Source organism: Amycolatopsis sp. lyj-23 (assembly GCF_046549135.1).
GTDB lineage: Bacteria > Actinomycetota > Actinomycetes > Mycobacteriales > Pseudonocardiaceae > Amycolatopsis.
The window spans coordinates 1-25435 of sequence record NZ_JAJPWN010000015.1 but is presented as its reverse complement, the minus strand read 5'-3'; the positions used below and the strand labels follow the sequence as shown (position 1 = coordinate 25435).

Here is a 25435-nt window from a genome sequence, read left to right as displayed (position 1 = left end):
GCTGCGAAGACGGGAGGGCAGGCTGAGTGGCGGTGGGGAAGGTGTGGGTCGGGATCGATGTCGGCAAGGGCTTCCACCATGCGTGCGCTGTGGATCAGGCCGGGAAGGTCGTGTTCTCGCGGAAAGTGGCCAACAGCCAGGCTGCGATCGAGGCGCTGATCGCCCGGACCACGGCGAAAGCCACTGGTGGGGTGGTGTGGGCGGTGGACATGACCTCCGGCCCCGCTGGGTTGCTGATCGCGTTGCTGCGCGCGACCGGGCAGCCGGTGCTGTATGTGCCGGGCCGGTTGGTCAACCGGATGGCCGGCGCGTTCGCCGGGGAAGGCAAGACCGATGCCAAGGACTCCCGCACGATCGCCGAAACCGCCCGGTTGCGTTCTGATCTGACCCCGGTGCCCGGTCCGGATGCGGTGGTGACCGATCTGCAGGTGTTCACCGCGCGCCGGGAGGACCTGATGGCCGACTGGGTGCGTGGGGTCAACCGGATCCGTGAGCTGCTGGCCTCGATTTTTCCCGCGCTGGAACGGGCGTTCGATTACTCGACCCGCTCGGCGTTGGTGCTGCTCACCGGTTTCCAGACCCCGGCCGGCATCCGCGAGGCGGGCGCGGCCGGTCTGTCGGGCTACTTGCGCGACCAGGGTGCCTGGGCCAAGGGCATTCCGTCCATGGTGGACAAAGCCCTCGCGGCCGCGGCGGAGCAAACCGTGGCCTTGCCGGGAGAATCGGTGACCGCCCCGTTGATCGCCCGGCTGGCCCGGCAGCTGCTGGAGCTGGACCGGGAGATCAAGGACCTGGACAAGCAGCTCGCCGACCGGTTCGCCGAACACCCCGACGCCGGGCACATCACCAGCCTCGACGGGTTCGGCCCGGTTCTGGGTGCGCAGTTGCTGGCCGGGACCGGCGGCGACCTGCAAACGGCCTTCCGCAGCTCCGGGCATCTGGCCGCTTACGCCGGTCTCGCGCCGGTGCCCCGCGACTCCGGGCGGGTGCGAGGCAATCTGCACCGCCCCCAGCGCTACCACCGCGGCCTGCGGCGGGTGTTCTACCCGGCTGCCCTGTCGGCCATCAAACGCCCCGACAGCCCATCCCGAACCTTCTACCTGCGTAAACGCGGCGAAGGGAAACGCCACACCCAGGCGCTGATCGCCCTGGCCCGCCGCCTGGTCGACGTCATCTGGGCCCTGCTGCGCGACAGGCGCAAATTCCATCCCTCACCGCCGGTCACGGCCACGGCTGCTGCTTGACACGATCATTGAGACTCCTTGGTCGGCCGACAACCAGGATGGCCTGCACATCACATGACGTCCAATGCCAATCCAGCCGACGAACCATTGATATTCTCGATGAATGCTGAACCTGGTCCAGCTCGAAGTCCTGGCCGCGGTGGCTCGGCACGGTTCGGTGACCGAAGCGGCCCGGGAGCTGCACTATTCGCAGCCGTCGGTGAGCCACCACCTCGGCCGCCTGGAAGCGGCCACCGGTGCCCGGCTCGTGCAGCGGGCCGGCCGCGGGATCCGCCTGACGCCGGAAGGCCGGCTGCTGGCCGACCGCGCCGCCGAAATCGCCGGACGCGTGGCCGCGGCGGCCGAAGAGCTGGCCGCGCAGGTCGGCCTGCGAGCCGGGCGCGTCCGGCTGGGCGCCAACGCGTCCGTGCTGAGCACCCTCGTGCCGAAAGCCGCCGCGTCGCTGGCTCGGGCGCACCCGGGGCTCGAGCTGAGCCTGGTCGACCGGCACCCCGTCGAGGCGCTGGACATGCTGCGCCGCGGCGAACTCGACGTCGCCCTCGTCTTCCAGCACGCCGGAGCCCCGGCCGAGGAAGGCGGCTTCCGGTTCCAACACGTCGCCGACGACCCGGTCCACCTGATCAGCCGGCAGCCGGACGACAGCCTGGCCGCCCACCGCGACTCCGCCTGGATCGGCGGCTGCCCCCGGTGCCGCGCGGAGCTGACCGCCATCTGCGCGGGGGCGGGTTTCAGCCCGCGTCTCGGCTCCTCCAGCGACGACATGGTCGTCGTGCAGTCCCTGGTCGCGGCCGGCCTCGGGGTCGCGACCCTGCCCGGGCTCGCGCTGGAGGCGCATCGCCACCCCGGCGTCCACGCGACCGAACTCCCGGGCGTCCACCGCCGCATCCACGCGGCCACCTACGGCGACCCACCCGACCCGCCCGCGGTGGCCGCCGTCCTGGCGGCACTCACCCAGGCCGCCGCGCCGGCGCCGAGCGGCCCGTAGGGTGACCGGCATGACTGATCGGCTCTACTTCCGGCAGCTGCTCGCCGGGCGTGACTTCGCCGTCGGGGACCCCGTCGCGACGCAGATGGTGAACTTCGCCTACCTCATCGGCGACCGCGAAACGGGCGACGCCGTCATCGTCGACCCGGCCTACGCGGTGCGGGACCTGCTCGACGTCCTGGCGCAGGACGGGATGCGGCTCACCGGCGTGCTCGCGACGCACCACCACCCCGACCACGTCGGCGGCGAGATGCTCGGCTTCTCGCTGCCCGGGATCGCCGAACTGCTCGCCGTCGAGCAGGTGCCCATCCACGTCAACGGGGCCGAAACGGAGTGGGTCAAGCGGGTCACCGGCGTATCCGGCACCGATCTGCGCGCGCACGACCACGACGACGTCCTCGAGGTCGGTGCGGTCCCGATCCGGCTGCTGCACACGCCCGGGCACACACCGGGCAGCCAGTGCTTCCTGGTCGAGGACAAGCTGGTCTCCGGCGACACGCTCTTCCTGGAAGGCTGTGGCCGCACCGATTTTCCCGGCGGCGACGCCGAGGAGATCTACCGCAGCCTGCAGGCGCTCGCCGGCCTGCCGGGCGACCCGGTCGTCTACCCCGGGCACCAGTATTCGGCCGAGCCGTCCGCCGCGCTGTCGGACGTCAAGCGCACCAACTTCGTCTACCGGCCGCGGTCGCTCGACGAATGGAAGGTCATGTTCGGCGGCTGAGCCAAGTCGTTCCACGGGCTGAAACGCGGGACGTTCACGGAGTGGGCGCCGATTGACTTCGGTTCCCACTCCCCGGATGGTCGGGGCCACGCAATCCCAGAACCCCCGTCCCCGGGAGAAGTCCGTGTCGATCTCCACCACGGGTGTGCTCGCGCACGCCCGGAAACGCGCCGCCGAGCCGCCGCGCAAACCCGCCCGGCGGCTCGACCTGCGGCGCTGGATCAGCCCGGTGGTGCTGCTGGCCGCCTGGCAGGTCGCCAGCGCCACCGGCGTCCTGCCGCCCGACAAGCTCAGTTCGCCGTGGACGGTCGTGCAGGCCGGCATCGAAGTCGCACGCAGCGGCGAACTCGGTGCCGCCTTCGCCGTTTCGCTAGGCCGGGTCGGTGCCGGCTTCGCGCTCGGTGCGATCGCCGGCGTCCTGCTCGGCATCGTCTCCGGGCTGTCCCGCTGGGGCGAGGCCCTGGTCGACCCGCCGGTGCAGATGCTGCGCACGCTGCCCTTCCTCGGCCTGATCCCGCTGTTCATCCTCTGGTTCGGCATCGGCGAAGAGACGAAGATCGTGCTGGTCGCCCTGGGTGTGGCCTTCCCGCTCTACCTCAACGTCCACTCGGGAATCCGCGGCGCCGACCCCGCCCTCGTCGAAGCCTCCCGGGCGCTCGGGTTCAGCCACGCCGAACGGCTCTGGCACGTCGTCCTGCCCGGCGCGCTCCCGCAAACGCTGGTCGGGCTGCGGCAGTCGCTCGGCCTGGCCTGGCTCGCGCTGATCGTCGGCGAGACCGTCAACGCCGACGCCGGGGTCGGCTACCTCATCAACAACGCCCGCGAGTTCCTGCGCACCGACGTCGTGGTCGTCGGGCTCGTCCTCTACGCCCTGCTCGGCCTGGTCACCGACGCGCTGGTCCGGCTGCTCGAACGGAAGGTGCTGCGGTGGCGAACCCGGTAGCCGAGGTCGACGGCCTCACCAAGCGGTTCGGCGACCGAACCGTCCTCAGTGGACTGGACCTGACCGTCGAGCGCGGCGAGTTCGTCGCCCTGCTCGGCCGCAGCGGGTCCGGCAAGTCGACGCTCCTGCGGGTGCTCGCCGGCCTGGATTCCGACGTCGAAGGCAGCGCGGAAGTCACCGGCACCGTCTCGGTCGCGTTCCAGCAGCCGAGACTGCTGCCGTGGCGGAAGGTCTGGCGCAACGTCGTCCTCGGCCTGCGCCAGGACGGCGTCACGAAGTCGCGGAACCGGACGCTGGCCGAGAAGGCGCTGGCCGAGGTGCACCTGGCCGAGCACGCCGACGACTGGCCGCTCACGCTGTCCGGCGGCGAGGCCCAGCGCGTCTCGCTGGCCCGCGCGCTGGTGCGCGAACCCGATCTGCTGCTGCTCGACGAGCCGTTCGGCGCACTGGACGCCCTGACGCGGATCTCCATGCACGGCCTGGTCCAGGACCTCTGGCGGCGGCACCGGCCGGGCGTGCTGCTGGTGACCCACGACGTCGACGAGGCCCTGCGGCTCGCCGACCGGGTCCTGGTGCTCGACGGCGGCCGGATCGTGGCCGCGCACCGGCCGCGCGACACCGACGGCCACGACGACCTCCGCCGCCGTGTGCTGGCCGACCTGGGAGTGACCGAAGATGCTGTGGCGTAAGGGAATCACGATCCTCGGGGCGGCTCTCGTGCTGTCCGCCTGCGGGACGGCGACCGGCGACGGCCCCGCCGCGGTGCCGGCCGCGGTCGGCAACGCCGACCTCGCGAAGGTGACGCTGAAGGTGGGCGACCAGAAGGGCGGCGTGAAGTCGCTGCTCACCGCGGCGAACCTGCTGCAGGGCACGCCGTACAAGATCGAATGGGCGACGTTCACCTCGGGCCCGCCGCTGCTCGAGGCCGCCTCGGCCGGCGCGATCGACACCGGGCGCGTCGGCAACACGCCGCCGATCTTCGCGGCCGCGGCGAAGGCGAAGATCAAGGTGATCAGCGTGTCGCGCAGCAACGTCGAACGGGAGGCCGTCCTCGTCCCGCCGGATTCGCCGCTGCAGAACGTCGCTTCGCTGAAGGGCAAGACGATCGGCGTCGCCAAGGGCACTTCGGCGCACGGGCAGCTGCTGAACACGCTGCGCAACAACGGGTTGTCCACCCAGGACGTCAAGCTGAGCTTCCTCCAGCCGTCCGAGGCGTACGCCGCCTTCACGCAGCACACCATCGACGCCTGGGCGATCTGGGACCCCTACACCGCACAGGCCCAGATCGAGGCCCACGCGCGGGTGCTGGCCGACGGCCGCGGCGCGTCCAACGGCCTGGCCTTCCTGACCGCGAGCACGGCGGCGCTCGGCGACCCCGGCAAGAACTCCGCCCTGCGCGACTTCGCCGTGCGGGTGGTCAAGGCGCAGAAGTGGGCCGACACGCACCGCGACGCGTGGGCGCAGGCGTGGGCGAAGGAGACCGGGCTGAAGCTCGAGGTCGCGCAGAAGGCGGTCGACGCGGGACGTGACCTGCCGATCGTGCTGGACGACGCCGTGGTGGCGTCGGAACAGCAGCTCGCGGACACCTTCACCGACGCGAAGGCGCTGCCGGGGAAGGTGGACTTCGCCGCCTTCGTCGACCGGCGGTACGGCCTGGACCTGGACGCGGCGAGGAGCAACGGATGAGCATCAGGCTGCACTGGTTCCTGCCCACCAGCGGGGACGGCCGTACGATCGTGGAACGCTTCCACGCCAACCGGTCCGCGGGGCCCGCGGCCCAGCGCGACCCGGACCTGGACTACCTGGCCCAGGTGGCCCGCGCGGCCGAGCGGCAGGGCTTCGAAGGCGTCCTGACCCCGACGGGCACGTGGTGCGAGGACGCGTGGCTCACCACGGCCGCGCTGATCCGGGAGACGACCCGGCTGAAGTTCCTCGTCGCGTTCCGCCCGGGCGTCATCTCGCCTACGCTCGCCGCGCAGATGGCGGGGACGTTCCAGCGCCTGTCGGGCGGCCGCGTGCTGCTCAACATCGTCACCGGCGGCGACGCGGTGGAGCAGCGCCGGTTCGGCGACTGGCACGACCACGACGCCCGGTACGCCCGCACCGACGAGTTCCTGACCATCGTGCGCGGGGTCTGGTCCGGGCAGCCGTTCAGCTTCGAGGGCGAGCACCTGCGGGTCGAAGGCGCGACGACGCTGGCCGCGCCGGATCCGGTGCCGCCGATCTACTTCGGCGGCTCCTCGCCGGCCGCGCTGCCGGTCGCGGCGCGGCACGCCGACGTCTACCTGACCTGGGGCGAGCCGCCCGCGCAGGTGGCGGAGAAGATCGGCAAGGTGCGGGAGCTGGCCGGGGACCGGCCGATCCGGTTCGGTGTCCGGCTGCACACGATTTCGCGGGACACCTCGGCCGAGGCCTGGGCGGAGGCGCAGAAGCTGCTCGACGCGCTGAGCCCGGAACAGGTCGCGAAGGCCCAGGCGCAGCTGTCCGCGAGCGAGTCGGTGGGGCAGCAGCGGATGGTCGCGCTGCACGGCGGCCGGTACGGCGACGGGGTCCGCGGGCTGGAGATCCACCCGAACCTGTGGGCGGGTGTCGGCCTGGTCCGCGGCGGCGCGGGCACCGCGCTGGTCGGCAGCCACGAAGAGGTCGCGGACCTGATCGAGGAGTACCACAGCGTGGGGGTGAGCGAGTTCGTGCTGTCGGGCTACCCGCACCTGGAGGAGGCGTACTGGTTCGGCGACGGCGTCCGGCCGGAGCTGGCCCGGCGTGGCCTGCTGGCCGGTGTCCCGGCCCTGCACCGGCCCTCGCACCCGGAGCGGAACGTCTCGGCCCTGTAGGCGTGGTGCGGGGATGCGCCGCACATCCCCGCACCACGGGGTTACCGCTGCGGCTCGCGTGCCCGGCTCGGGGGCGCTGCTCGGGCAGGCCACGTCGAGGATCTGGACCTGGTCGTAGGCGGCGATAAGCACTCGCCGTTCCCTCCCCATGACCGGAATCAGCGGACGAGCAGCCCCGGAGGCGCGAACAGCGGGTAGGTGACGAGCACGCCCTCGGCGGTCCGGACCACCGAGGCCGGGCGGAAGAGGTCGCGCTGGCCGGCGTAGAACGCGGTCGTGCCGGCTTCACCGCCGGTCAGCAGGACCCGGCGGCGCGGCTGCCCGGCGGCGTCCTCGCCGGGGACCTCGGGGAAGGCGGCGACCCCCACGGGCTGGATGGCGGCGAGCGCGGCGATCGTGGTGATGAGCCGCGGATCCGCGCACCCTTCGCGCAGCACCTCGGCGGCTTGCGCGGTGAGCGCGATGCGAGCCGACGCGGTCAGAGCTTCACCGGCGTGGGCCCGGGCCGGCGCCTCGGGCGGCGCGGCGGGATCGGCCGGGGGCAGTCCGAGCCGCCAGACGGTGATTCGTGCGGTGCCGGAGCCGAACACGGCGGTGGCGCCGGCACCGGTGAAGGCGGCTTCGAGGGAGGGGAGGCGCTGCCGGAGGCCGGTTCCATCGTCCCCGAAGACGGCCCACTCGGCGGCGGGGCAGGTGACGGCGCACGCGGCGGGCGGGGCGAGCAGGCCGGTCGGCCACCCGGAGCCGGCGAGTTCGGCCCAGGCGGCGTCGTCGACGAGCAGTCGCGAGCCGGAAGCGTTGGCCTGCAGCCAATCCCGCGCCGAGGCGAGGGGTCCGCCGCGGTCGAGGGCCGGGTGCAGGGCGGGGTAGCCGACGCCCCAGCTGACGGCGAAGGCAGCAAAGGCGCCGAGCAGAAGTGCGGGCCCGACCCGGCGGTGGGCCCGGCGGCTGTGGTGCGCGGGGCGTGCGGCGGCGGTGGGTGTCGCGGGTTCCGGGTGGCTTGCGTCCCTGCGTTGGGCGGTGCAGGTGGTGTCGGCGGGTGCGGTTTCGGTCCGGCACTGGCGGTTCGGGTCTCCGGAGCGCGTGGATCCGGGGTGCGGCCCGGTGGCATCCCTGCGGTGTGCGGGGAAGGAGTGCGGGTCGGAGCCGAACTCGGTGCGTCGGCTCGAGCCGAGTTGCCGAGCGACAGCACGGACAAAGTCGGCTGAGCGCGCCTCGCGCGCGTGGACCGAACGCGCCACGACGTCGCCTGGCGAGGCTTCGCCACCGTGGCGCCCGGCCTTCCGCCACGCCGCGGTGATCTCGGCCGGTCCGGGCCGCACCCAGCGCTGCTCACCTCGCCCAGGAGCACCCCGCCGGAAGACCGCCTGCGCCACCCCCGCCACGAGCACCGGCGCCACCGGCACCACCAGCGCCAGCGCCGCCGTGTCCGGCACCCCCGGCACCAGCAGCGTCGCCGCGAGCAGCACGCCCGTCGCCGCCAAGGGCCGCAAGGGCTTCACCGCCAACCCCGCCACCAGGGCGACCGCCGTCAACACCGCCCACGCCGGGTCCAGCGCCGCCCAGTCCGCCGCCGACGGGTCCGTCGGCGCCGCCAGGTGGGGGCGGAGCACGGCCGCTGCCGGGCCGAACGCCAAGCCCAGCCCCAGGTTCAGCACCACCGCCACCAACGCCGCGCGGGCCGGGGCCCGGCGCACCAGCAGCCAGCCCGCCGCCGGCAGGAACGACAGCGCCAGCGGCGACGTCAGCACCGCCGCCAGCAGGCAGGCCGCCGCCGCGGCGTCGTGGCGGATGCGGGCGTGCGGGCGGGTGATCAGGACCAGTGCCCCCAGTGCCCACACCGCCGCCAGGTGCTCCACCACCACCAGCCGCTGCACACCGAGCGCCAGTGGGGAGGCCGCGAGCAGCAGCACCGCCGCCGACGACGCCCAGCGCGTCAAGCCCAGGCGGCGGGCCAGGATCCACACCAGCACCGCGCCGGCCAGCGACGCGAAGAGGACCGCCTCGCGGACCGCCGCCAGCGCCGTCGGCGAGCGGCCGAACGCGTCCGAGACCATCGTGGCCGCCGCCAGCTGCAGCCAGCCGAACGGGCTGACCCCGGCGCCGCCCGTGTCGGCGAACGACGTCAGGTGGCCGAGCGCGTACACGTGCGCGACGGTGGCCGCTTCGGTGGGCAGGGCCGGTTCTTCAGCCGCGAGGTAGAGCACGCGCAGCCCGCCGGCCAGCGCCGACAGGGCCAGGACCAGGTCGAGCGACAGCAACCGGTGGGCGGCGGAGACCGGGCGGTGCTGGGCCATTGCACGGACTGTAGCGGGTCGCGCCGGACCCGTGGTTCCGGGACCCCGCCGGGAAACCCTTGCGGGGCAAGATTATTTCCGGCCGTCCGCGGCCGGGCCGGAGAGTGTCCGGGTCAACGCGAGCGCCACCGTCCGGACGGCCGGGGCGACCCGTTCGGTCCGCATCCGGTTGGCCCAGCCGGAGATCGACACCGCCGCGACCGCGACCCCGCGGGCGTCGAGCAGCGGGCTGGCCGCGCACACCACGCCGACGCCGGATTCCTCGCGCTCCAAAGCGATCCCGTCTTCCCGGACGCGGGTGAGCTGTCGCCGCAGCAGCCCGGGCGCGGTGATCGTCCGTGCGCTCATCCGCGGCAGCCCCGCGTCGATCACCTGGTTCACCACGGGTTCGGGCGAGAACGCCAGGATCGCCTTGCCGACGCCGGTGGCGTGCGCGGGGAACCGGCCGCCGATGCGCGAGGGCAGCGTCGGCGCGTCGGGCCCGCGCAGCACGTCGAGGTACACCACTTCGGTGCCTTCGAGGATCGCCAGGTGCACCGTGTTCCGGGTGGCCTCGCGCAGGTCGGCCAGGTACGGCCGGGCCGCCTCGACCAGGCCTCGCCGGGGCGAGGCGAGCTGGCCGATCTCGAACAGGCGCAGCCCGAGCCGCACCGCGCCGGTGTCGCGTTCGAGCAGGCCGGTTTCGGTCAGGTGCCCGACGAGCCGGTGCACGGTCGTCTTCGCCAGCCCGGTCCGGCGGGCCAGCTCCGAGACGCCGAGGGTCTCGTCACCGGGCCGGAAGGCTTCCAGCAGCGCGGCGAGCCGGGCCGCGACGAGACCGTCGCCGCTCACCCCGTCGTTCCGCCCAGCGGTACGCATGGGTTGAGTGTGCCCGATCGGCCGGGCGAGTGTCAGCAGCAGGAGGTGGGGTCAGTGGCCGTCGGCGCCGAGGACGAGTTTGACGCAGTGCGCGACGAGCCGCTCGCGCGAAACCTTCAGCGACCCGTCGAGGTAGGCGATGAACACGTTGCTCAGCGCGCCGACCAGCCCGACGGCGACCATCCGGCGTTCGGTCTCGTCGCCGTGGGACAGCTGCTCGCCGACCAGCGCGGCGAACACCGGCAGCAGGTGCAGGCCGCGGCGGGTCAGCGCGGGGTCGGTCAGCGGCGCGAGCAGCAGGACGCGGCCCTTGCGGGGGTCGTCGACGATCAGCTCGACGAACGCCCGCACGGCGTGCTCCGCCCGCGACACCGGCGTGGGCGCGTCCCGCACCGCGTCGACGAGCGCCTGCCGGGCCTCTTTGCCGACGTGCTCGTACACGGCCGCGACGAGCTCTTCGCGGTCGGCGAAGCTTTCGTAGAAGTAGCGCTCGGTCAGCTTCGCGTGCCGGCACACCGCGCGGACGCTCGTCCCGGCCGAGCCTTCGGTGCCCAGCAGCTCCAGGCCGGCGGCCACCAGCTGCTCGCGCCGGAGTGCCTTCCGGTCGTCCAGCGTCGTGCCCGCCCAGGTCCGGCCCGGCATCACAGCTCCTCGGTTGACTACAACTGTTGTCAGATCCTAGCCTGACAACAGCCGTGGTCAGTTCGAGACTCGACGAGGAGTGCGCCGATGACACCCCAGCCCCTGGGTCCGGACTCGCTGACGTGGAAGTACTTCGGCGACTGGCGCGGCCTGCTCATCGGCCTGTGGGCCGGGTCGATGCAGAACATGCACCCCGGCCTCGGCGCCGGGGTCGAGCAGCACTCGCGGTTCTTCGAAGAGCGCTGGCAGCGGCTGTTCCGTTCGCTCTACCCGATCGGCGGGGTGGTCTACGACGGCCCGCGCGCGCACGCAACGGCCCTTCAGGTCCGCGGGTACCACGACCGCATCAAGGGCGTCGACGCCCGCGGCCGCCGCTACCACGCGCTCGACCCGGACACCTACTACTGGGCGCACGCGACCTTCTTCGTCAGCACGATCCTGATCGCGGACCACTTCACGGGCGGCATCGGCGAAGCGGAGAAGTGGCAGCTGTTCGACGAGCACGTCCGCTGGTGGCGGATGTACGACCTGAGCATGCGGCCGGTGCCGGAGAGCTGGGAGGACTTCCGGCGGTACTGGAAGCACATGTGCACCGAGGTCCTCGAGGACAACAAGGCCACCCGGGACGTCCTCGACATCCGCGGGCTCGGCAAGCCGCCGTTCCTGCCCTGGCTGCCGGACGCGCTGTGGCGGCCGGTCCAGCGGGTGGTCGCCGGCAAGTTCGTCTGGCTGACGATCGGCCTCTACGACCCCGAGATCCGCGACCTGCTCGGCTTCCGCTGGACCGAGCGCGACGCCCGGCGGCACCGGCGGTTCGGCAAGCTGGTCAACGCTGCGTTCAAGCTCGTCCCGCACGACCGCCGCTACCACCCGCGGGCCCGCGCCGGCTGGCGCCGCGAACGCGGGCAGGTGGCCACGGACGCGCCCTTGGTCGAGACTCCACCCAGGAACCTGCCGCCGCTGTCCGAGCGGGGCCGGCCCGAGCACTACGCACCCCACGTCTAGGAGGCCTTCGTGAAGCTGGGATTCCACATCGGGTACTGGCAGAGCGGCCCGACGCCGGGTGCGCTGGAAGCCGTCCTCAAGGCCGAAGAGCTCGGCTTCGACTCGGTGTGGACGGCGGAGGCGTACGGCTCGGACGCCTTCATGCCGCTGGCCTGGTACGGCGCGTCCACCAGCCGCATCCGGCTCGGCACGAACATCGTCCAGATGGCCGCGCGGACCCCGACGGCGACGGCGATGAGCGCCCTGACGCTCGACCACCTCTCCGGCGGCCGGATGGTGCTCGGGCTCGGCGCGTCCGGCCCGCAGGTCGTCGAGGGCTGGTACGGCCAGCCGTACCCGAAGCCGCTGGCCCGCACCCGCGAGTACGTCGACATCGTCCGGCAGGTGATCGCCCGCGAGGCGCCGGTGACCCTCGACGGCGACCACTTCCAGCTGCCGCTGAAGGGCGGCACCGGCCTGGGCAAGGCGCTGAAGCCGACCGTGCACCCGCTGCGCACGGACATCCCGATCCACCTGGCCGCCGAGGGACCCAAGAACGTCGCACTGGCCGCGGAGATCGCCGACGGCTGGCTGCCGCTGTTCTTTTCGCCTAAGAGCAACGGCTTCTACAAGGCCGCGCTCGAAGAGGGCTTCGCACGGCCGGGCGCGCGGCACACGTTGGACACGTTCGAGGTGCCGTGCTCGCTGCCGGTGATCGTGCACGACGACGTCGAGGAGGCGGCGAGCTGGATCAAGCCGTCGCTGGCGTTGTACATCGGCGGGATGGGCGCGAAGAGCGTCAACTTCCACCACGACGTCTTCGCCCGGCTCGGCTACGAGGACGTGGCGGACAAGGTCCAGGAGCTCTACCTGGCCGGCCGCAAGGACGAGGCGGCGGCCGCGATCCCGACGTCGCTGGTGGAGGACACCTCGCTGATCGGGCCGCCCGCGAAGATCCGCGACGAGCTGCAGGCCTGGGAAGAGACGGTGGTGACGCAACTGCTCCTGCGCGGTGACGCGGCGACCCTGGAGAAGATCGCCCGCGCCCTCGGCTAGCGCGGGCCGGTCCGTGCCGAAGGTCACGACGATGGCACGATTCCCTCGACCCACTACCGGGTGCCCGGCGAGATCGAATACTCATGCGGGCACCCGGTACGCCTTCGAGGAGGACCATGGCGACGCTGTCCGGCCGGACGAGGTTCCGCTATTCGCTCGGCTCGTTCGTCACCGGGTCCTTCGGCACGGTCCCCGGCCTGGTCCTGGTCAAGTACCTGACCGACACGATGGCGGTGCCCGCGGGCTGGGCCGCGGCGATCGTGTTCGTGCCCAAGGCCTGGGACGTGCTGTTCAACCCGATCGCCGGCCGGCTCTCCGACGCCGACCTGATCAAAACCGGCAGCCGGCGGCGCTTCCTGCTGGTCGGCGGCATCGGCGTGGCAATCCTGTTCGCCGCGATGTTCGCCCACCCCGGCTTCGGCAGCCCGCTGCCCGACGCGCTGTACGTGGCGCTCATGTTCGCCGCCTGCGCCACGGCGTACGCGCTGTTCCAGGTGCCGTTCAACGCGCTGCCGGCCGAGCTGACCGAGTCGGCGACCGAGCGGACCAAGCTCACCAGCGTCCGCATCGGCGTGCTCGCCGTGACCATCCTGATCTGCGGCGGCGGCGCGCCCGCCATCAGCGCCGGCGTCGGCGGGGTCACCGGCTACCGCGTGATGGCCGTGGTGATCGGGCTGATCGTGCTGGCCGCGACGCTGCTGGTCTACTTCGGGCTCAAGGACGCGCCGGTCGGCTCGCTGCGGCCGAACACCGTGCGGCTCAAGGAACTGGTGCGCACGCTCGCCGCGTGGCGGCCCTTCCGCTGGCTGCTCGGGACGTACTTCATCCAGGCGCTCGGCATCGGCACGGTGCTCGCCGCGATCCCGTTCTTCGCCCAGCGCATCCTCGGCAGCGAGGGCTACGGGACGATCCTGTTCGTCATCTTCGTCGGCCCGGCGCTGGTCACCATGCCGCTGTGGCCGCGGCTGGGCGACCGCGTCGGCAAGCTCAACGGCTTCCGGCTGGCCACCGCGGCCTTCGCGATCGGCCTGCTGGGGCTGGTCTTCGCCCAGTCGATCCCGCTGGTCGTGTCGTTCCTCTTCGTGGCGCTCTGCGGCGTCGGCTACGCCGGGATTTCGGTGTTCCCGCTGGCCATCCTGCCCGACCTGATCACCGCCGAAGAGGAGCGCACCGGCGAGACCCGCGCCGGGATCGCGGCGGGCGTGTGGACGGCGGGGGAGACCCTCGGGCTGGCCTTCGGCGGCGGGCTGTGGGCGCTCATCCTGCAGTTCGGCGGGTACGTGTCGAGCACGGACGCCACCGCGTTCCAGCCGCACAGTGCGATCGTGGCGATCCTCGTCGGGGCGTCGATCATCCCCGGTGTGCTGATCGCGCTCGCCCTGCCGCTGCTGCGGCGCTCGGTCCTGGAGCCGCGGCATGAGCTCGCCTGAGGACGTCCTCGCGCGGCTCCGGCAGCTGCGCGCGGGGGACCTGCCGACGCACGGCGGCCGGACCCTGGCCTACGTCTACGACAGCGGCCTGTCCGAAGTGGACTCCCTGGGCGCGGCGGCGCACGCGCTCGCGTCGTCGGCCAACGGACTGGACCCGACGGCGTTCCCGAGCCTGCTGCGCATGGAGAACGACCTCGTCGCCGCGGCCTCGGCGCTGCTCGGCGACGTCCCGGGCGTGACCGGTTCGGTGACGTCCGGCGGCACGGAATCCTGTCTGCTGGCGGTGCTCGCCGCCCGGGACGCCGACCCGGCGGTCGCCGAGCCGTCGATCGTGCTGCCGACGACCGCGCACGCGGCGTTCCACAAGGCCGCCCACCTGTTCGGGCTGCGGCGGATCGACGTCCCGGTCGACCCGGTGACCTTCCGCGCCGACCCGGCGGCGATGGCCGCGGCGATCGACGACTCGACGGTGCTGGTCGTGGCGAGCGCGCCGTCGTACGCCCACGGCGTGCTCGACCCGATCCCCGAAATCGCGGCCGCGGCGGCGGCGCGGGGCGTCCGGATGCACGTCGACGCCTGCATCGGCGGCTGGGTGCTGCCGTACTTCGCCCGGCTCGGCGCCGATGTCCCGCCGTTCGACTTCCGCGTCCCCGGCGTCACGAGCATTTCGGTGGACCTGCACAAGTACGCCTACTGTCCCAAGGGGACGTCGGTGCTGCTGCACGCCTCGGCGGACCTGCGGCGCACGCACTACTTCGCGAGCGCCGGCTGGCCGGGCTACACGATGCTGAACACGACGATCCAGAGCACGCGTTCGGGCGGCCCGCTCGCCGCGGCCTGGGCGGTCGTGAACCACCTCGGTCCCGACGGCTACCTCGAGCTGGCGTCCGCCGCGCGTGAGGCCACTTCGCGCATCCGGCTCGGCATCGAGGAGCTGCCCGGGCTCCGCGTGCTCGGCGACCCGGTGTCGACGCTGATCGCGTTCACCGGCGACGACGGGTTCGACCTCTTCACGGTGGCCGACGAGATGAAGACCCGCGGCTGGTACGTCCAGCCGCAGTTCGCCCACCTCTCGTCCCCGGCGAACCTGCACCTGACGGTGACGGCGGCCAACCACGGCAGCGAGCAGGAGTTCCTCGCCGACCTCGCGGCCTCGGTGACCGCGGCCCGGGCGGCGGGCCCGGTGGTCGTCGACCCCGCCGTGGCGGAGTTCGTCGCGGCCCTCGACCCGGACACGCTGACCGCGGAGCAGTTCGCGGGCCTGCTGGCCGCGGCGGGTCTGGGGGCCGGCGCGGGACTCCCGGAGCGGATGGCCCCGATCAACGCGCTCCTCGCAACGGCACCGGCGCCGTTGCGGGAGCGGCTGCTGCTCGAATTCCTGGGCGCCCTCTACACGCCCTGAACCTTCACTGGTCGCGCGAAGCCAGCCCCGCGGGGGCGGACTTGACGGCCGCGTGGATCGCGTCCGCCAGGGCCAGGGCGTCCTCTTCGGTCAGTTCGAGGGCCACGCGCGCCGAAGCACCCAGGGCCGGGCTCCGGAAGTCGATGTTCACCGTGTGCGCGTACGGCGCGTGGACCGGGTGGTCGACGTACACGGTGCCTTCGGTCAGCCGGAACCAGCCGCGGGCGCCCTTGCCGCTGCCTTCGAGCGCGAACTTCTCCGTCAGGTAAGTGCACATGCGCGGGTCCTCTCAGGCGGTGAGCGTGCGGGCGTAGAAGTCGAGGATGCGTTCCCAGCCGTCCTTCGCGGCTTCGGGACGGTAGCTCGGGCGGTCGACGGCGAAGAACGCGTGGCCGGCACCCGCGTACGTGTGGAACTCGTGCTCCTTGCCGTGCTTCTCCAGCTCCGCCGCCAGCACCGCCACCTCGTCCGGGCTCGGGAACTGGTCGTCGGCGCCGAAGATCCCCAGCAGCGGGCACGACAGCTGCGGCGCCAGGCCCAGCAGCGGCTTCATCTGCTTCATGGCCTCCGGCGGGTCGTTGACGACGAAGGCGCCGTAGCAGTCCACCGCCGCGTCGAGGTCCAGGGAACACGCGGACAGGAACGCGTGACGGCCGCCGGAGCAGTGCCCGATGACGCCGATGCGGCCGTTCGCGTTCTCCAGCGCGCGCAGGTAGTCCGCCGCGCCCGAGACGTCTCCGACCAGGCGGTCGTCGGGGACGCCGCCCGCCGCGCGGACGGTCGCGGCGGCGTCGTCCGGGTCCGCGCCCGGTGCTTCGCGCGTGTACAGGTTCGGGCAGAGCGCGTTGTAGCCCTCGACGGCGAAGCGGCGGACCATCTCCTTCGTCGCCGCGTCGTAGCCGGGCAGGTGGTGGATCACCACGACGCCGCCGCGCGGGGCCGCATCGGTCGGTTTCGCCAGGTACGCCTCGAGCTCGTCCCCGCCGTGGCCGGAGATGGTGACCGTCCCGGCGACGATCTCGTCCTTCATCGGTTCTCCATAAGATTGTTGGTGTTCAGGACGGGTTGTTCTGGATGCCCAGGGCGATGGGGTGTGGCTGATCGGTCCTTGCCCTCTTGTGGTGGCTTCTGAGGAGTGGCCGCCCTGTCGTTCTGGACGCCCTGGCCGCTGATTGAGATCTGCGCTTGGTCGCTGTTTATGGAGATGCCGGCGGGTCGTCCACGGGGTTGACGTGCACGAACAGGGAGGACCGGCTGGATGGCCGTGGGGAAGGTGTGGGTCGGGATCGATGTCGGCAAGGGCTTTCATCACGCCTGCGCGGTCGATGCGGCCGGGAAGATCGTGTTCTCGCGGAAAGTGGCCAACGGGCAGGCCGCGATCGAGCAGCTGATCACTCGCACCACCGCGAAAGCCACCGATGGGGTGGTGTGGGCGGTGGACATGACCTCCGGCGCGGCGAGCCTGTTGATCACGCTGTTGCTGGCCACGGGCCAGCCGGTGGTGTCGGTGCCGGGTCGGTTGGTCAACCGGATGACCGGTGCGTTCGCCGGCGAAGGCAAAACCGACGCTCGTGACGCCCGCACGATCGCCGAAACCGCCCGGATGCGCAGTGATTTGGCCCCGATCACCAGCCCCGATGCGGTTGTGGCCGACCTGGGAGTCCTCACCGCGCGCCGGGAAGACCTGACGGCTGACTGGGTCCGCGGGGTCAACCGCATCCGGGAACTGCTCGCAAGCATTTTTCCCGCGCTGGAACGGGCGTTCGACTACTCCACCCGCTCGGCGCTGATCCTGCTCACCGGCTTCCAGACCCCAGCCGGCATCCGCGCCGCCGACGCAGCCGGCCTGTCGGCTTACCTGACCGAGCGCGGCGCCTGGGCCAAGGGAATCCCGACCATGGTGGACAAAGCCTTGGCCGCCGCAGCGGAACAAACCGTGGCCCTGCCGGCGGAGTCGGTGACCGCACCGTTGATTGCCCGGCTGGCCCGGCAGCTGCTGGAGCTGGACCGGGAGATCAAAGACCTGGACAAGCAACTCGGTGCCCGGTTCGCCGAGCACCCGCACGCCGGGCCCATCACCAGCCTCGACGGGTTCGGCCCGATCCTGGGTGCTCAGCTGCTCGGCACCGGCGGCGACCTGCACACCGCGTTCCGCAGTTCCGGGCACCTGGCTGCCTACGCCGGTCTCGCGCCGGTGCCTCGTGATTCCGGCCGGATACGCGGCAACCTGCACCGACCCAAGCGCTACCACCGAGGCCTGCGCCGGGTGTTCTACCTGGCTGCCCTCACAGCGATGAGACGGCCCGACAGCCCATCGCGAACCTTCTACCTGCGCAAACGTAGCGAGGGGAAGCGGCACACCCAAGCCTTGATCGCCCTGGCCCGCCGCCTGGTCGACGTCATCTGGGCACTGCTGCGCGACCGGCGTGAATTCCATCCCTCACCACCGATCACAGCCACAGCCGGCGCTTGACACGATCATTGAGACTCCTTCGCTTCTTCGGGGGAGTGCGCTCCTTCGGGGGAGTGCAGGTACCGCGCGCCGCGCGAAGCGGACGCGATCGCGGCGACGACGGCCATCGCCGCGGCCGCGGTGAACACGACCACCAGGCCGTGGTGGAACGGCCCGGAGACCAGCCGCGGGAAGAACTCGCCGCCGGTCAGCGCCGCCCGGTCGGCCGGGGCCAGCCCGGCCAGGACGTCCGGGCCGAGCAGGTGCCCGACCGGGTTGCTGCCGAGGAACGCGGCGAACAGCGTGCTGACCGGCGGGAGCTGCGCGACCCCGTCGGCGACCGGGGCCGGGACGCCGTGGGCCTGCAGGCCGCCGGTGAGCGTCTGCGGCAGCGAGGTGGCCAGCCCGGCGATCATCAGCGAGAAGAACACGCCGATCGACAGCGACGTCCCGGAGTTCTGAAACGTCGCCCGCATGCCGGAGGCGACCCCGCGCTGCTCGGTGGGGACACTGCTCATGATCGCCGACGTGTTCGGCGCGGCGAACATGCCCTGGCCGATGCCGCTGAGGACGAGCAGGGCCGCGAACGCCGGGTACGGGAAGTCCACCGGCAGCGTCAGCAGCCCGAAGAACGCGGCGGCGACCAGCAGCAGCCCGCCGGTGGCGAGCGGCCGCGCGCCGAAGCGGTCGGACAGGTAGCCCGACACCGGCCCGGCGACCAGGAACCCCACGGTCAGCGGCAGCATGTGGATGCCCGCCCACAACGGCGTCCGCTCGTAGTCGTAGCCGTGCAGGGGCAGCCAGATCCCCTGCAGCCAGATGATGAGCATGAACTGCATGCCACCACGGGCGACCGAAGTCAGCAACGCGGCGATGTTGCCCGCGGCGAAGGCCCGGATCCGGAACAGCGAAAGCTGGAACATCGGCGCGGCGACCCGCGTCTCGATCACGCCGAAGGCCACGAGCAGCAGCACCCCGGCGCCGATCCCGCCCAGCACCCACGGGTTGCCCCAGCCGGTGGCCGCGCCGCCGTGGGGCTGGATGCCGTAGGTGATCGCGGCCAGGACCAGCGCGGTCCCGGTCGCGAAGGTGACGTTGCCGCCCCAGTCGATCTTCGCGCGCTGCGGCGTCCCGACCTCGCGGAGGCTGCGGATCGACCAGATCGTGCCGAGCAGGCCGAAGGGCACGCTGACCCAGAACACCGCGCGCCAGTCGATCTCGGCCAGCAGACCGCCGACGACCAGGCCGAGGAACTGCCCGGCGAGCGCGGTGATCTGGTTGACCCCCAGCGCCATCCCGCGCTGCCGCGCCGGGAAGGCGTCGGTGAGGATGGCCGCGGAGTTCGCCGTCAGCATCGACCCGCCGACGGCTTGGACGACCCGCCAGCCGATGAGCCAGAGCGCCCCGCTGCCGCCGTGGAACGGGTCGAACGACAGCGCCACGGACGCGGCGCTGAACACGACGAACCCGACGTTGTACATCTTGACGCGGCCGAACATGTCGCCGAGCCGCCCGAGCGTCACCACCAGCACGGCCTGCACCAGCAGGTAGCCGAGGATCATCCAGAGCAGGTAGCCGATGTTGCCCGGCGCCAGCGGGTCGAGGCCGATGCCGCGGAAGATCGCCGGCAGCGAGATGATCACGATCGAGCCGTCGAGCGCGGACATCAGCACGCCGAGGGTGGTGTTCGACAGCGCGACCCACTTGTAGCTCACAGCTCGTCCGCCAGCCGCTCGATCAGCGGGATGGCCGCGACCAGCTCGCGCTGCTCGGTCTCGCTGAACCGCCCGGCCAGCACGGCCGCCATCCGCCGGGTCGTCTGCGAGCGCCGGTCGGTGAGCAGCTTGACGCCGGCCTCGGTGACCGACATGAGCACCTTGCGGCCGTCGGAGTCGTCCTTGCGCCGCTCGACGAGCCCGCGGTCGACCAGCCCGGCCAGGGTGACGCCCATGGCCTGCGGTTTCACCCGTTCGAGGTCGGCGAGACACCCGGGCGTGGCCGGGCCTTCGCGGTCGAGCCGGGAGAGGACCGAGCGTTCGGGCAGGGTCGGTTCGCCGGCGACGTAGCTCTGCCGCAGCCGCCGGACCAGCCGGCCGAGCGCGACGCGCAGGTCGGCGCTCGCCTGGAGGAGTTCCTCGTCCGTCACGATCGTCAACCTAGACTGATAAACCTGGATTGATCAACTCGGACGAGAGCGCCGCTATCGGGTGAGCCGGGAGGTTTCGCCCGGGTGGTGGCCGGTCCCCGGTGTTACCGTCCGAAGTGGACTCACCGGGAGGGGACCGCCGATGACGCACCCGCACGTTCCGCACGCGGGCCACGAGCACCACACCCACGGCGAAGGCTGCGGCCACGCGGCGGTGCCGCACGGCGACCACGTGGACTACGTGCACGAGGGGCACCTGCACCGCGCCCACGACGGCCACTTCGACGAGTGCGAGAACTTCGGGCACGTGCCCCACCCCGATCACGAGCACCACACCCACGGCGACGGCTGCGGCCACATCGCGGTCCCGCACGGCGACCACGTCGACTACCTGCACGACGGGCACCGCCACGCGGTCCACGAGGACCACTACGACGACCACTGAAGATCAGCGCAGCGGCACCTCGACGGTGGCCCGGCCGGCGGGTGCCTCGACGGCCAGGGTCAGCACCCGCGCCTGCGCGGGCGGCCCGGGTTCGAACTGCCGCCGGTCCACGAGCAGGCCGTTCGACCCGGACCCGCTGCCCCCACCGGCCCGGTACTGCGTTCCCGCGTCGTCCCACCCCCGCCACCGGATGTCCGGCCGGAAGCGGTCCCGCAGCAGGCGGTGATCGCGGTAGCCGTGCGCGAACGTCAGGACGACGAGGGTGGACCACACCTCCAGGCTCACCAGCTGCGCCGTCAGGTCGCCGATCGCCAAGGTGCGGCCCGCCAGCGAAACCACGTGCCGCAGGACCGGCGCCGGCGGGTTTTCGATCGCCTGCCGCCACTCGGGCCGCTCGGTGCCCACGGGCATGGCCACCTGGGTCCTGCTCGAGCCCTCCGCGTGCACCACCTGGAGCAGGCCGGATCGTCGCAGGGTGGCGTCCAGGTCGGCGAGGATCGCCTCGGCGTCCTCCTGGGTGAGCGCTCCCGCGGCGACCAGGCCGATCGCCACCCCGCGGAGCTCCGATCGGTCGAACGCGGCGCGCCGCCCGGCCTCCGGCTGCCCCCGCCCCGCGCCGAGGCGGTCGGAAATCAGCTTCTCCAGGTACCGGCGCCCGTCCATGCCGACCATTTTTCCTTGGCCGTCAACGGATATCGACCGGTTCCCGCTGCGGGACGCTCACCGCGCGTGGAAGTGCTTCACCAGCCGGCGCGGGACCAGCCGGACCTCGCCGTCGACCTTGATCGGCACCAGGTCGGGCACAGCGGCCTTCCACCGCGCCCGCCGGGACCGCGTGTTGCTGCGCGAGGTCCGGCGCTTGGGGACGGCCATCAGCGGCCGCTCCGCTTCCCGTAGCGGCGGTGGAACTTCTCGACCTGGCCGGCGCTGTCCATGATCCGCTGGGTGCCGGTCCAGAACGGGTGCGACCACGAGCTGATGTCGACCACGACGAGCGGGTAGGTCCGGCCGTCGGACCACTCGATCGTCTTGTCCGAGGCGATGGTGGACCGGGTCAGGAACGCATCGCCGGTGGACGAGTCCTTGAACACGACGGGGTGGTAGCCGGGGTGGATTCCGGTCTTCATCGTTCTTCCTTTCGGTTCGCCGCGGAGTGCCGCGCCGGGTCGGGTTCGGTGTCCTCGCACGGTTCCTCGTGCCAGTCCCCGAACGGATCGGGGTAGTGCGCCCACGCCTCCGGGCCGGCCGCGAGTTCCGCTTCGGTCAGTAGAGCGCCGCGCAGGGCCGCGTCGATCTCATCCGGTGTTGTCTGGTCCGTCACCACGACCAGCTCCTGCGCCCGGTCGCCGTGCACCGGGTGCCAGCGCAGGGAGGCCAGCGTCCGGCGCTCCGGCGAGACGTCCGTCCACTTCGGACCGTCCGGTGCCGCGAGCCACGGCCCGGCGTGGCCGATGCCCAGGCCGCCGCCCGCCGACTCGATCCAGAAGGCGACGTCGGGCCGGCTCGCCACCCACGCCCGCCCGCGGGTGCGGACGACGCCGTCGAGCAGCACGTCCAGGGCGTCGTGCAGGCGCGCGGGGTGGAACGGCCGCTGCGCGGTGAAGGTGACCAGCCCGATGCCGCAGTCGACGTGCACCGGCGGTTCGCCGCGCAGCAGAGCGCCGTGCATGTCGGTGACCTCGCCGCGGCGGGCGTCGCCCGGCACCGCGGCCAGCACGCCGTGGCCGTCGGTCCGCGCCAGTTCGACGCGCGGGACCGAGGGCGCCACGCGGTCGAGCACCGCGGACGCCTTCGCGGCGCTCCACGCGTCGGCGGCCGCGCCGGCGAGCACGAGCACGTCGGCGAACTCGACCTGGGACAGCGCGACCTGGGCGACGGTCCGCTCGTCCTCGGGGCTGCCCTGCAGGTTCCGGTCGGCCAGCTCGTCGTCGCCTGTCACGTCGGCCAGCCAGCTCGCGCGGTCGACGACGGTCAGCACGGCTCGCAGGTCGACGTCGTCGGCCACCGGGTGGGCGCCGACCAGGACGTTCCGGATCGCCCAGCTCACCGGCTCCGGCTCCATGGCCTCGTCGAGCCGGACGACGATCCGGGCCACCTCCGGGCGCCGGGCCAGCCGCCGCAGCAGCGGGAGCAGGTCCTGCCGCAGGGTGCAGGACACGCAGCCGTGGGCGAGTTCGAGCACGGTCAGTTCGTCGAAGTCGCCGAGCCGCAGCCGGCGGCGGACGACGCCGGAGCGGATCTCGCGCAGGTCGTGGTGGACGACGGCGGTGCCGGGCTCGGCCACGCGCAGCAGCTCGGCGAGCGTGGCGTTCGGCCCGGCGGCCAGGCCGCTCACGAGGACGAGCGGGACGCGGGAGTGGTGGGTCACAGGGGCTCCAGGAATGCGGGCGGGGTCCGGTGCGCTACAGTACATGGAAATGAAAATCACTATCAACTCGGGAGGGCCCTTGTCCGCCGTGTGCCAGGTCACCGGCCGCAAGCCGGGCTACGGCAAGCAGGTCTCGCACTCGCACCGCCGCACGTCCCGGCGGTGGGAGCCGAACCTGCAGCACCGCCGCTACTTCCTGCCCGGCGAAGGGCGCTGGGTGCGGCTGCGGGTCTCCGCCAAGGGCATGAAGACGATCGACAAGCGCGGCATCGAGGCCGTTGCCGCCGAGCTGAAGGCGAAGGGGGTGAAGCTGTAATGGCGAAGAGCACCGACGTCCGGCCGGTCATCAAGCTGCGGTCCACCGCGGGCACCGGCTACACGTACGTGACGAAGAAGAACCGCCGGAACGATCCGGACCGGATGGTCCTGCGCAAGTTCGACCCGGTCGCGCGCAAGCACGTCGAGTTCAAGGAAGAGCGCTGATGGCCAAGAAGTCGAAGACCGCGAAGAACGAGCAGCGGAAGGTGGTCGCCGCGCGGTACGTCGATCGCCGCCGCACGCTCAAGGCCGTCATCGCCGCCCCCGGGGCGTCGCCGCAGGAGAAGGCCGAGGCCGTCGTCGCGCTGCAGAAATTGCCGCGCGACGCGAGCCCGACCCGGATCCGCAACCGGGACGCCGCGGACGGCCGCCCACGCGGCTACCTGCGGAAGTTCGGCCTGTCGCGGGTGAAGGTGCGGCAGGCCGCGCACCGCGGCGAGCTGCCCGGCGTGGCGAAGTCGAGCTGGTGAGCCGGATGCCGAAGCCGAACCGCGACCGTCCCGCCAAGCGCAGGGTGAACCTGTTGCACGCCGGCAAGATCACCCACGTCGACTGGAAGGACGTCGATCTGCTGCGCAAGTTCGTCTCCGACCGCGGCAAGATCCGCGCCCGCCGCGTGACGGGATTGACACCGCAGCAACAGAAACAGGTCGCCATGGCGATCAAGAACGCGCGGGAGATGGCGTTGCTGCCGTACCCGTCCGCGGGCCGCGCGAGCTGAAACGCGGAGGCGCGAAGGCCGGGTGGGACGCGATCGTGAGCCCGGTTCACGGTCCCGCCCGCCCGGCTGCCCGCCACCGCGGTCGTGCACCCCGGCGGCCCTCCGGGTGCGCCGGCCCGGGACGTCCCGGGCGCCCGCGGGCCGGTGTTCGGCGTGGCATGACCCACGCTGGGCTGGCGCGGGGGTGAACCGCCAATAAACTCCCCGCCATGGACGACCCGCACTACCTCTCCGGCCTCCAGCTGGCCGGCCGCCGCGTCGTGATGATCGGCGGCGGTTCCGTGGCCCAGCGCCGGCTGCCCCGCCTGATCGGCGCGGGGGCCCGCGTCGAACTGGTGTCGCCGCACACGACGCCGTCCGTGCAGGGGATGGTGGACGCGGGCGAGCTCGTCTGGCACGAACGCCGTTACGAGCCCGGTGACCTTCGCGCCGCTTGGTACGCGCTGGCCTGCACGAACGACCCCGACGTCAACGCGGCGGTCTGCGCCGAGGCCGAGCGCGAGCGGGTGTTCTGCGTCCGCGCCGACGAGGGCGAGTCCGGTTCCGCGGTGACCCCGGCGTCCGGGCGGCACGGCGGCCTGCTGTTCGGCGTCCTGTCCGGCGGTGAGCCGCTGCGCTCGGCCGCGGTCCGCGACTCGATGCTCGACGGCCTGCACAACGGCACGATCGAGGACGGCCGCCAGCCGCACCCGGAGGGCACGCTGCCCGGCGTGGCGCTGGTCGGCGGCGGCCCGGGCGACCCGGAGCTGGTCACCGTCCGCGGACGGCGGCTCCTGTCGCGCGCGGACGTCGTGGTCGTGGACCGGCTGGCGCCCCGCGAGCTGCTCGACGAGCTCGCGCCCGAGGTCGAGATCGTCGACGCGGCGAAGATCCCGTACGGCCGCGCGGCCAGCCAGGACGTCATCAACAGCACGCTGATCGAGCGCGCCAAGGAGGGCAAGTTCGTCGTCCGCCTCAAGGGCGGCGACCCGTACCTGTTCGGCCGCGGGTTCGAGGAGGTGCTGGCCTGCGCGGAGGCGGGCATCCCGGTGACGATGGTCCCGGGCATCACGAGCGCGTTCGCGGTCCCGGCGGCCGCGGACGTCCCGGTGACCCACCGCGGCGTGGCCCACGAGGTGGTGGTGGTCTCCGGCCACGTCGCCCCCGGCGACGACCGGTCCCTGGTCGACTGGGACCTCCTGGCCCGGATGAAGGGCACGATCGTGCTGATGATGGGCGTGGAGCGGCTCCCGCAGTTCGCCAAGGCCCTCCTCGACGGCGGCCGCCCCGCGGACACCCCGGTGGCGATCGTCGAGGACGGCACGATGCGCACCCAGCGCTCCCTCCGGTCCACATTGGACACAGTGGTCGCCGACGCGGCGGCCGCGGGCGTCCGCCCGCCCGCGGTGATCGTGATCGGCCCGGTGGCCGGCCTGGCCCCGGTGCCGTAACGGGAACCTCGCGTGATCAGCCGGGCATCACGTGGAGTTGCCCCCTGGGGCCGGACACCTTGATTCCAGACGGTGGTCTGGAGGGAGGATGTCCTGGTGTCTCGCAGGTCGAAGTATCCGGAGCAGTTCCGGCACGATGCGATCGAGCTGGTCAACTCG

The 25435-nt window shown here is 72.5% G+C and carries 29 protein-coding genes; 18 read left to right on the top strand and 11 right to left on the bottom strand.

The genetic code is table 11. The annotated features are described in order from the left end of the window. Positions 1-26: 26 nt before the first annotated feature. The 7 genes from ACLJPY_RS33490 (at position 27) to ACLJPY_RS33460 (ending at position 6727) form a co-directional block, all read left to right on the top strand. Positions 27-1244, top strand: coding sequence for an IS110 family transposase (locus tag ACLJPY_RS33490; protein WP_410594701.1), 1218 nt, complete (start codon positions 27-29; stop codon positions 1242-1244). Between the two features lie 103 nt (positions 1245-1347). Further along, positions 1348-2229, top strand: a complete 882-nt coding sequence (locus ACLJPY_RS33485) for a LysR family transcriptional regulator (RefSeq protein ID WP_410594699.1) — start codon at positions 1348-1350, stop codon at positions 2227-2229. Positions 2230-2239: 10 nt separating this feature from the next. Further along, complete coding sequence (locus ACLJPY_RS33480; RefSeq protein ID WP_410594697.1) at positions 2240-2950, top strand: MBL fold metallo-hydrolase; 711 nt, start codon at positions 2240-2242, stop codon at positions 2948-2950. 124 nt (positions 2951-3074) lie between these two features. Next, complete coding sequence (locus ACLJPY_RS33475) at positions 3075-3893, top strand: ABC transporter permease (protein WP_410594695.1); 819 nt, start codon at positions 3075-3077, stop codon at positions 3891-3893. Next, positions 3878-4582: an ABC transporter ATP-binding protein gene (locus ACLJPY_RS33470; protein ID WP_410594693.1), complete on the top strand. Its 705-nt coding sequence runs from the start codon at positions 3878-3880 to the stop codon at positions 4580-4582. Before ACLJPY_RS33475 ends, ACLJPY_RS33470 begins: the two co-directional genes overlap by 16 nt. Then, on the top strand, positions 4569-5579 hold the full coding sequence (locus ACLJPY_RS33465) for an ABC transporter substrate-binding protein (RefSeq protein ID WP_410594691.1): 1011 nt from the start codon (positions 4569-4571) through the stop codon (positions 5577-5579). The genes ACLJPY_RS33470 and ACLJPY_RS33465 overlap by 14 nt, the downstream gene beginning before the upstream one ends. Beyond that, positions 5576-6727, top strand: coding sequence for an LLM class flavin-dependent oxidoreductase (locus ACLJPY_RS33460; protein ID WP_410594689.1), 1152 nt, complete (start codon positions 5576-5578; stop codon positions 6725-6727). Before ACLJPY_RS33465 ends, ACLJPY_RS33460 begins: the two co-directional genes overlap by 4 nt. Positions 6728-6885: 158 nt before the next feature. On the opposite strand, the gene ACLJPY_RS33455 is transcribed toward ACLJPY_RS33460, so the two are convergent. The 3 genes from ACLJPY_RS33455 to ACLJPY_RS33445 form a co-directional block, all read right to left on the bottom strand. Further along, positions 6886-9024 (bottom strand): glycosyl transferase, encoded by a 2139-nt coding sequence (locus tag ACLJPY_RS33455; RefSeq protein ID WP_410594687.1) that lies wholly within the window; start codon positions 9022-9024, stop codon positions 6886-6888. A 72-nt stretch (positions 9025-9096) separates the two neighbouring features. After that, the gene (locus tag ACLJPY_RS33450) at positions 9097-9882 is read right to left on the bottom strand and encodes an IclR family transcriptional regulator (protein ID WP_410594685.1); all 786 of its coding nucleotides are present in this window, start codon (positions 9880-9882) and stop codon (positions 9097-9099) included. Between the two features lie 51 nt (positions 9883-9933). After that, positions 9934-10524, bottom strand: coding sequence for a TetR/AcrR family transcriptional regulator (locus ACLJPY_RS33445; protein ID WP_410594683.1), 591 nt, complete (start codon positions 10522-10524; stop codon positions 9934-9936). Positions 10525-10611: 87 nt separating this feature from the next. Between ACLJPY_RS33445 and ACLJPY_RS33440 the strand changes: the two genes are divergently transcribed. From ACLJPY_RS33440 to ACLJPY_RS33425, 4 genes are all read left to right on the top strand, one after another. Then, on the top strand, positions 10612-11529 hold the full coding sequence (locus tag ACLJPY_RS33440; RefSeq protein WP_410594681.1) for an oxygenase MpaB family protein: 918 nt from the start codon (positions 10612-10614) through the stop codon (positions 11527-11529). 9 nt (positions 11530-11538) lie between these two features. Further along, positions 11539-12564, top strand: coding sequence for an LLM class F420-dependent oxidoreductase (locus tag ACLJPY_RS33435; RefSeq protein ID WP_410594679.1), 1026 nt, complete (start codon positions 11539-11541; stop codon positions 12562-12564). A gap of 116 nt (positions 12565-12680) precedes the next feature. Next, positions 12681-13994 carry an MFS transporter gene (locus tag ACLJPY_RS33430; RefSeq protein ID WP_410594677.1) on the top strand — a complete coding sequence of 438 codons (1314 nt, stop codon included), beginning with the start codon at positions 12681-12683 and terminating at the stop codon, positions 13992-13994. Continuing rightward, positions 13981-15396: a pyridoxal phosphate-dependent decarboxylase family protein gene (locus tag ACLJPY_RS33425; protein WP_410594675.1), complete on the top strand. Its 1416-nt coding sequence runs from the start codon at positions 13981-13983 to the stop codon at positions 15394-15396. Before ACLJPY_RS33430 ends, ACLJPY_RS33425 begins: the two co-directional genes overlap by 14 nt. Before the next feature lie 4 nt (positions 15397-15400). Here ACLJPY_RS33425 and ACLJPY_RS33420 read toward each other — a convergent pair whose 3' ends face one another. Next, positions 15401-15673 carry a DUF6295 family protein gene (locus tag ACLJPY_RS33420; protein WP_410594673.1) on the bottom strand — a complete coding sequence of 91 codons (273 nt, stop codon included), beginning with the start codon at positions 15671-15673 and terminating at the stop codon, positions 15401-15403. Between the two features lie 12 nt (positions 15674-15685). Next, positions 15686-16426: a dienelactone hydrolase family protein gene (locus ACLJPY_RS33415; RefSeq protein WP_410574612.1), complete on the bottom strand. Its 741-nt coding sequence runs from the start codon at positions 16424-16426 to the stop codon at positions 15686-15688. A 228-nt stretch (positions 16427-16654) separates the two neighbouring features. Between ACLJPY_RS33415 and ACLJPY_RS33410 the strand changes: the two genes are divergently transcribed. After that, positions 16655-17869 (top strand): IS110 family transposase, encoded by a 1215-nt coding sequence (locus tag ACLJPY_RS33410; RefSeq protein WP_410594671.1) that lies wholly within the window; start codon positions 16655-16657, stop codon positions 17867-17869. 5 nt (positions 17870-17874) lie between these two features. Here the strand turns inward: ACLJPY_RS33410 and ACLJPY_RS33405 are convergent, their stop codons facing one another. Then, on the bottom strand, positions 17875-19563 hold the full coding sequence (locus ACLJPY_RS33405) for an MFS transporter (RefSeq protein WP_410594669.1): 1689 nt from the start codon (positions 19561-19563) through the stop codon (positions 17875-17877). Further along, positions 19560-19994: a MarR family winged helix-turn-helix transcriptional regulator gene (locus ACLJPY_RS33400; RefSeq protein ID WP_410594667.1), complete on the bottom strand. Its 435-nt coding sequence runs from the start codon at positions 19992-19994 to the stop codon at positions 19560-19562. The genes ACLJPY_RS33405 and ACLJPY_RS33400 overlap by 4 nt, the downstream gene beginning before the upstream one ends. Positions 19995-20136: 142 nt before the next feature. Here ACLJPY_RS33400 and ACLJPY_RS33395 point away from each other — a divergent pair, with 142 nt between their 5' ends. Continuing rightward, entirely contained in the window at positions 20137-20439 is a 303-nt protein-coding gene (locus ACLJPY_RS33395) for a hypothetical protein (RefSeq protein ID WP_410594665.1), read from the top strand. A 3-nt stretch (positions 20440-20442) separates the two neighbouring features. Here the strand turns inward: ACLJPY_RS33395 and ACLJPY_RS33390 are convergent, their stop codons facing one another. From ACLJPY_RS33390 to mrf, 4 genes are read right to left on the bottom strand one after another with little or no spacing between them, the layout of a single operon-like run. Continuing rightward, a complete protein-coding gene (locus ACLJPY_RS33390) occupies positions 20443-21102 on the bottom strand; it encodes a hypothetical protein (RefSeq protein WP_410594664.1) in 660 nt (219 codons plus the stop codon). A 57-nt stretch (positions 21103-21159) separates the two neighbouring features. Further along, positions 21160-21312 (bottom strand): 50S ribosomal protein L32, encoded by a 153-nt coding sequence (rpmF, locus tag ACLJPY_RS33385; protein ID WP_410594662.1) that lies wholly within the window; start codon positions 21310-21312, stop codon positions 21160-21162. Beyond that, on the bottom strand, positions 21312-21566 hold the full coding sequence (locus tag ACLJPY_RS33380) for a type B 50S ribosomal protein L31 (protein WP_410594660.1): 255 nt from the start codon (positions 21564-21566) through the stop codon (positions 21312-21314). The genes rpmF and ACLJPY_RS33380 overlap by 1 nt, the downstream gene beginning before the upstream one ends. Then, positions 21563-22807, bottom strand: coding sequence for a ribosome hibernation factor-recruiting GTPase MRF (gene mrf / locus ACLJPY_RS33375; RefSeq protein ID WP_410594658.1), 1245 nt, complete (start codon positions 22805-22807; stop codon positions 21563-21565). Before mrf ends, ACLJPY_RS33380 begins: the two co-directional genes overlap by 4 nt. Positions 22808-22886: 79 nt before the next feature. Between mrf and rpmB the strand changes: the two genes are divergently transcribed. From rpmB to cobA, 5 genes are all read left to right on the top strand, one after another. Continuing rightward, entirely contained in the window at positions 22887-23123 is a 237-nt protein-coding gene (rpmB, locus tag ACLJPY_RS33370; RefSeq protein WP_410594656.1) for a 50S ribosomal protein L28, read from the top strand. Then, positions 23123-23290 carry a 50S ribosomal protein L33 gene (gene rpmG, locus ACLJPY_RS33365; protein WP_410594654.1) on the top strand — a complete coding sequence of 56 codons (168 nt, stop codon included), beginning with the start codon at positions 23123-23125 and terminating at the stop codon, positions 23288-23290. Before rpmB ends, rpmG begins: the two co-directional genes overlap by 1 nt. Then, a complete protein-coding gene (gene rpsN / locus ACLJPY_RS33360) occupies positions 23290-23595 on the top strand; it encodes a 30S ribosomal protein S14 (protein WP_410594652.1) in 306 nt (101 codons plus the stop codon). Before rpmG ends, rpsN begins: the two co-directional genes overlap by 1 nt. Beyond that, entirely contained in the window at positions 23592-23846 is a 255-nt protein-coding gene (rpsR, locus tag ACLJPY_RS33355; RefSeq protein ID WP_410594650.1) for a 30S ribosomal protein S18, read from the top strand. The genes rpsN and rpsR overlap by 4 nt, the downstream gene beginning before the upstream one ends. 209 nt (positions 23847-24055) lie before the next feature. Then, entirely contained in the window at positions 24056-25276 is a 1221-nt protein-coding gene (gene cobA / locus ACLJPY_RS33350) for a uroporphyrinogen-III C-methyltransferase (protein ID WP_410594648.1), read from the top strand. The last annotated feature ends 159 nt before the right edge of the window (positions 25277-25435 follow it).

Bases quoted from the DNA above. Each gene is read 5' to 3' on its own strand.
- ACLJPY_RS33485 (WP_410594699.1), top strand. From the start codon at position 1,348: ATGCTGAACCTGGTCCAGCTCGAAGTCCTGGCCGCGGTGGCTCGGCAC.
- ACLJPY_RS33480 (WP_410594697.1), top strand. From the start codon at position 2,240: ATGACTGATCGGCTCTACTTCCGGCAGCTGCTCGCCGGGCGTGACTTC.
- ACLJPY_RS33465 (WP_410594691.1), top strand. From the start codon at position 4,569: ATGCTGTGGCGTAAGGGAATCACGATCCTCGGGGCGGCTCTCGTGCTG.
- ACLJPY_RS33460 (WP_410594689.1), top strand. From the start codon at position 5,576: ATGAGCATCAGGCTGCACTGGTTCCTGCCCACCAGCGGGGACGGCCGT.
- ACLJPY_RS33455 (WP_410594687.1), bottom strand. From the start codon at position 9,024: ATGGCCCAGCACCGCCCGGTCTCCGCCGCCCACCGGTTGCTGTCGCTC.
- ACLJPY_RS33450 (WP_410594685.1), bottom strand. From the start codon at position 9,882: ATGCGTACCGCTGGGCGGAACGACGGGGTGAGCGGCGACGGTCTCGTC.
- ACLJPY_RS33445 (WP_410594683.1), bottom strand. From the start codon at position 10,524: ATGCCGGGCCGGACCTGGGCGGGCACGACGCTGGACGACCGGAAGGCA.
- ACLJPY_RS33440 (WP_410594681.1), top strand. From the start codon at position 10,612: ATGACACCCCAGCCCCTGGGTCCGGACTCGCTGACGTGGAAGTACTTC.
- ACLJPY_RS33430 (WP_410594677.1), top strand. From the start codon at position 12,681: ATGGCGACGCTGTCCGGCCGGACGAGGTTCCGCTATTCGCTCGGCTCG.
- ACLJPY_RS33425 (WP_410594675.1), top strand. From the start codon at position 13,981: ATGAGCTCGCCTGAGGACGTCCTCGCGCGGCTCCGGCAGCTGCGCGCG.
- ACLJPY_RS33420 (WP_410594673.1), bottom strand. From the start codon at position 15,673: ATGTGCACTTACCTGACGGAGAAGTTCGCGCTCGAAGGCAGCGGCAAG.
- ACLJPY_RS33415 (WP_410574612.1), bottom strand. From the start codon at position 16,426: ATGAAGGACGAGATCGTCGCCGGGACGGTCACCATCTCCGGCCACGGC.
- ACLJPY_RS33410 (WP_410594671.1), top strand. From the start codon at position 16,655: ATGGCCGTGGGGAAGGTGTGGGTCGGGATCGATGTCGGCAAGGGCTTT.
- ACLJPY_RS33395 (WP_410594665.1), top strand. From the start codon at position 20,137: ATGACGCACCCGCACGTTCCGCACGCGGGCCACGAGCACCACACCCAC.
- ACLJPY_RS33390 (WP_410594664.1), bottom strand. From the start codon at position 21,102: ATGGACGGGCGCCGGTACCTGGAGAAGCTGATTTCCGACCGCCTCGGC.
- rpmF (WP_410594662.1), bottom strand. From the start codon at position 21,312: ATGGCCGTCCCCAAGCGCCGGACCTCGCGCAGCAACACGCGGTCCCGG.
- ACLJPY_RS33380 (WP_410594660.1), bottom strand. From the start codon at position 21,566: ATGAAGACCGGAATCCACCCCGGCTACCACCCCGTCGTGTTCAAGGAC.
- rpmG (WP_410594654.1), top strand. From the start codon at position 23,123: ATGGCGAAGAGCACCGACGTCCGGCCGGTCATCAAGCTGCGGTCCACC.
- rpsN (WP_410594652.1), top strand. From the start codon at position 23,290: ATGGCCAAGAAGTCGAAGACCGCGAAGAACGAGCAGCGGAAGGTGGTC.
- cobA (WP_410594648.1), top strand. From the start codon at position 24,056: ATGGACGACCCGCACTACCTCTCCGGCCTCCAGCTGGCCGGCCGCCGC.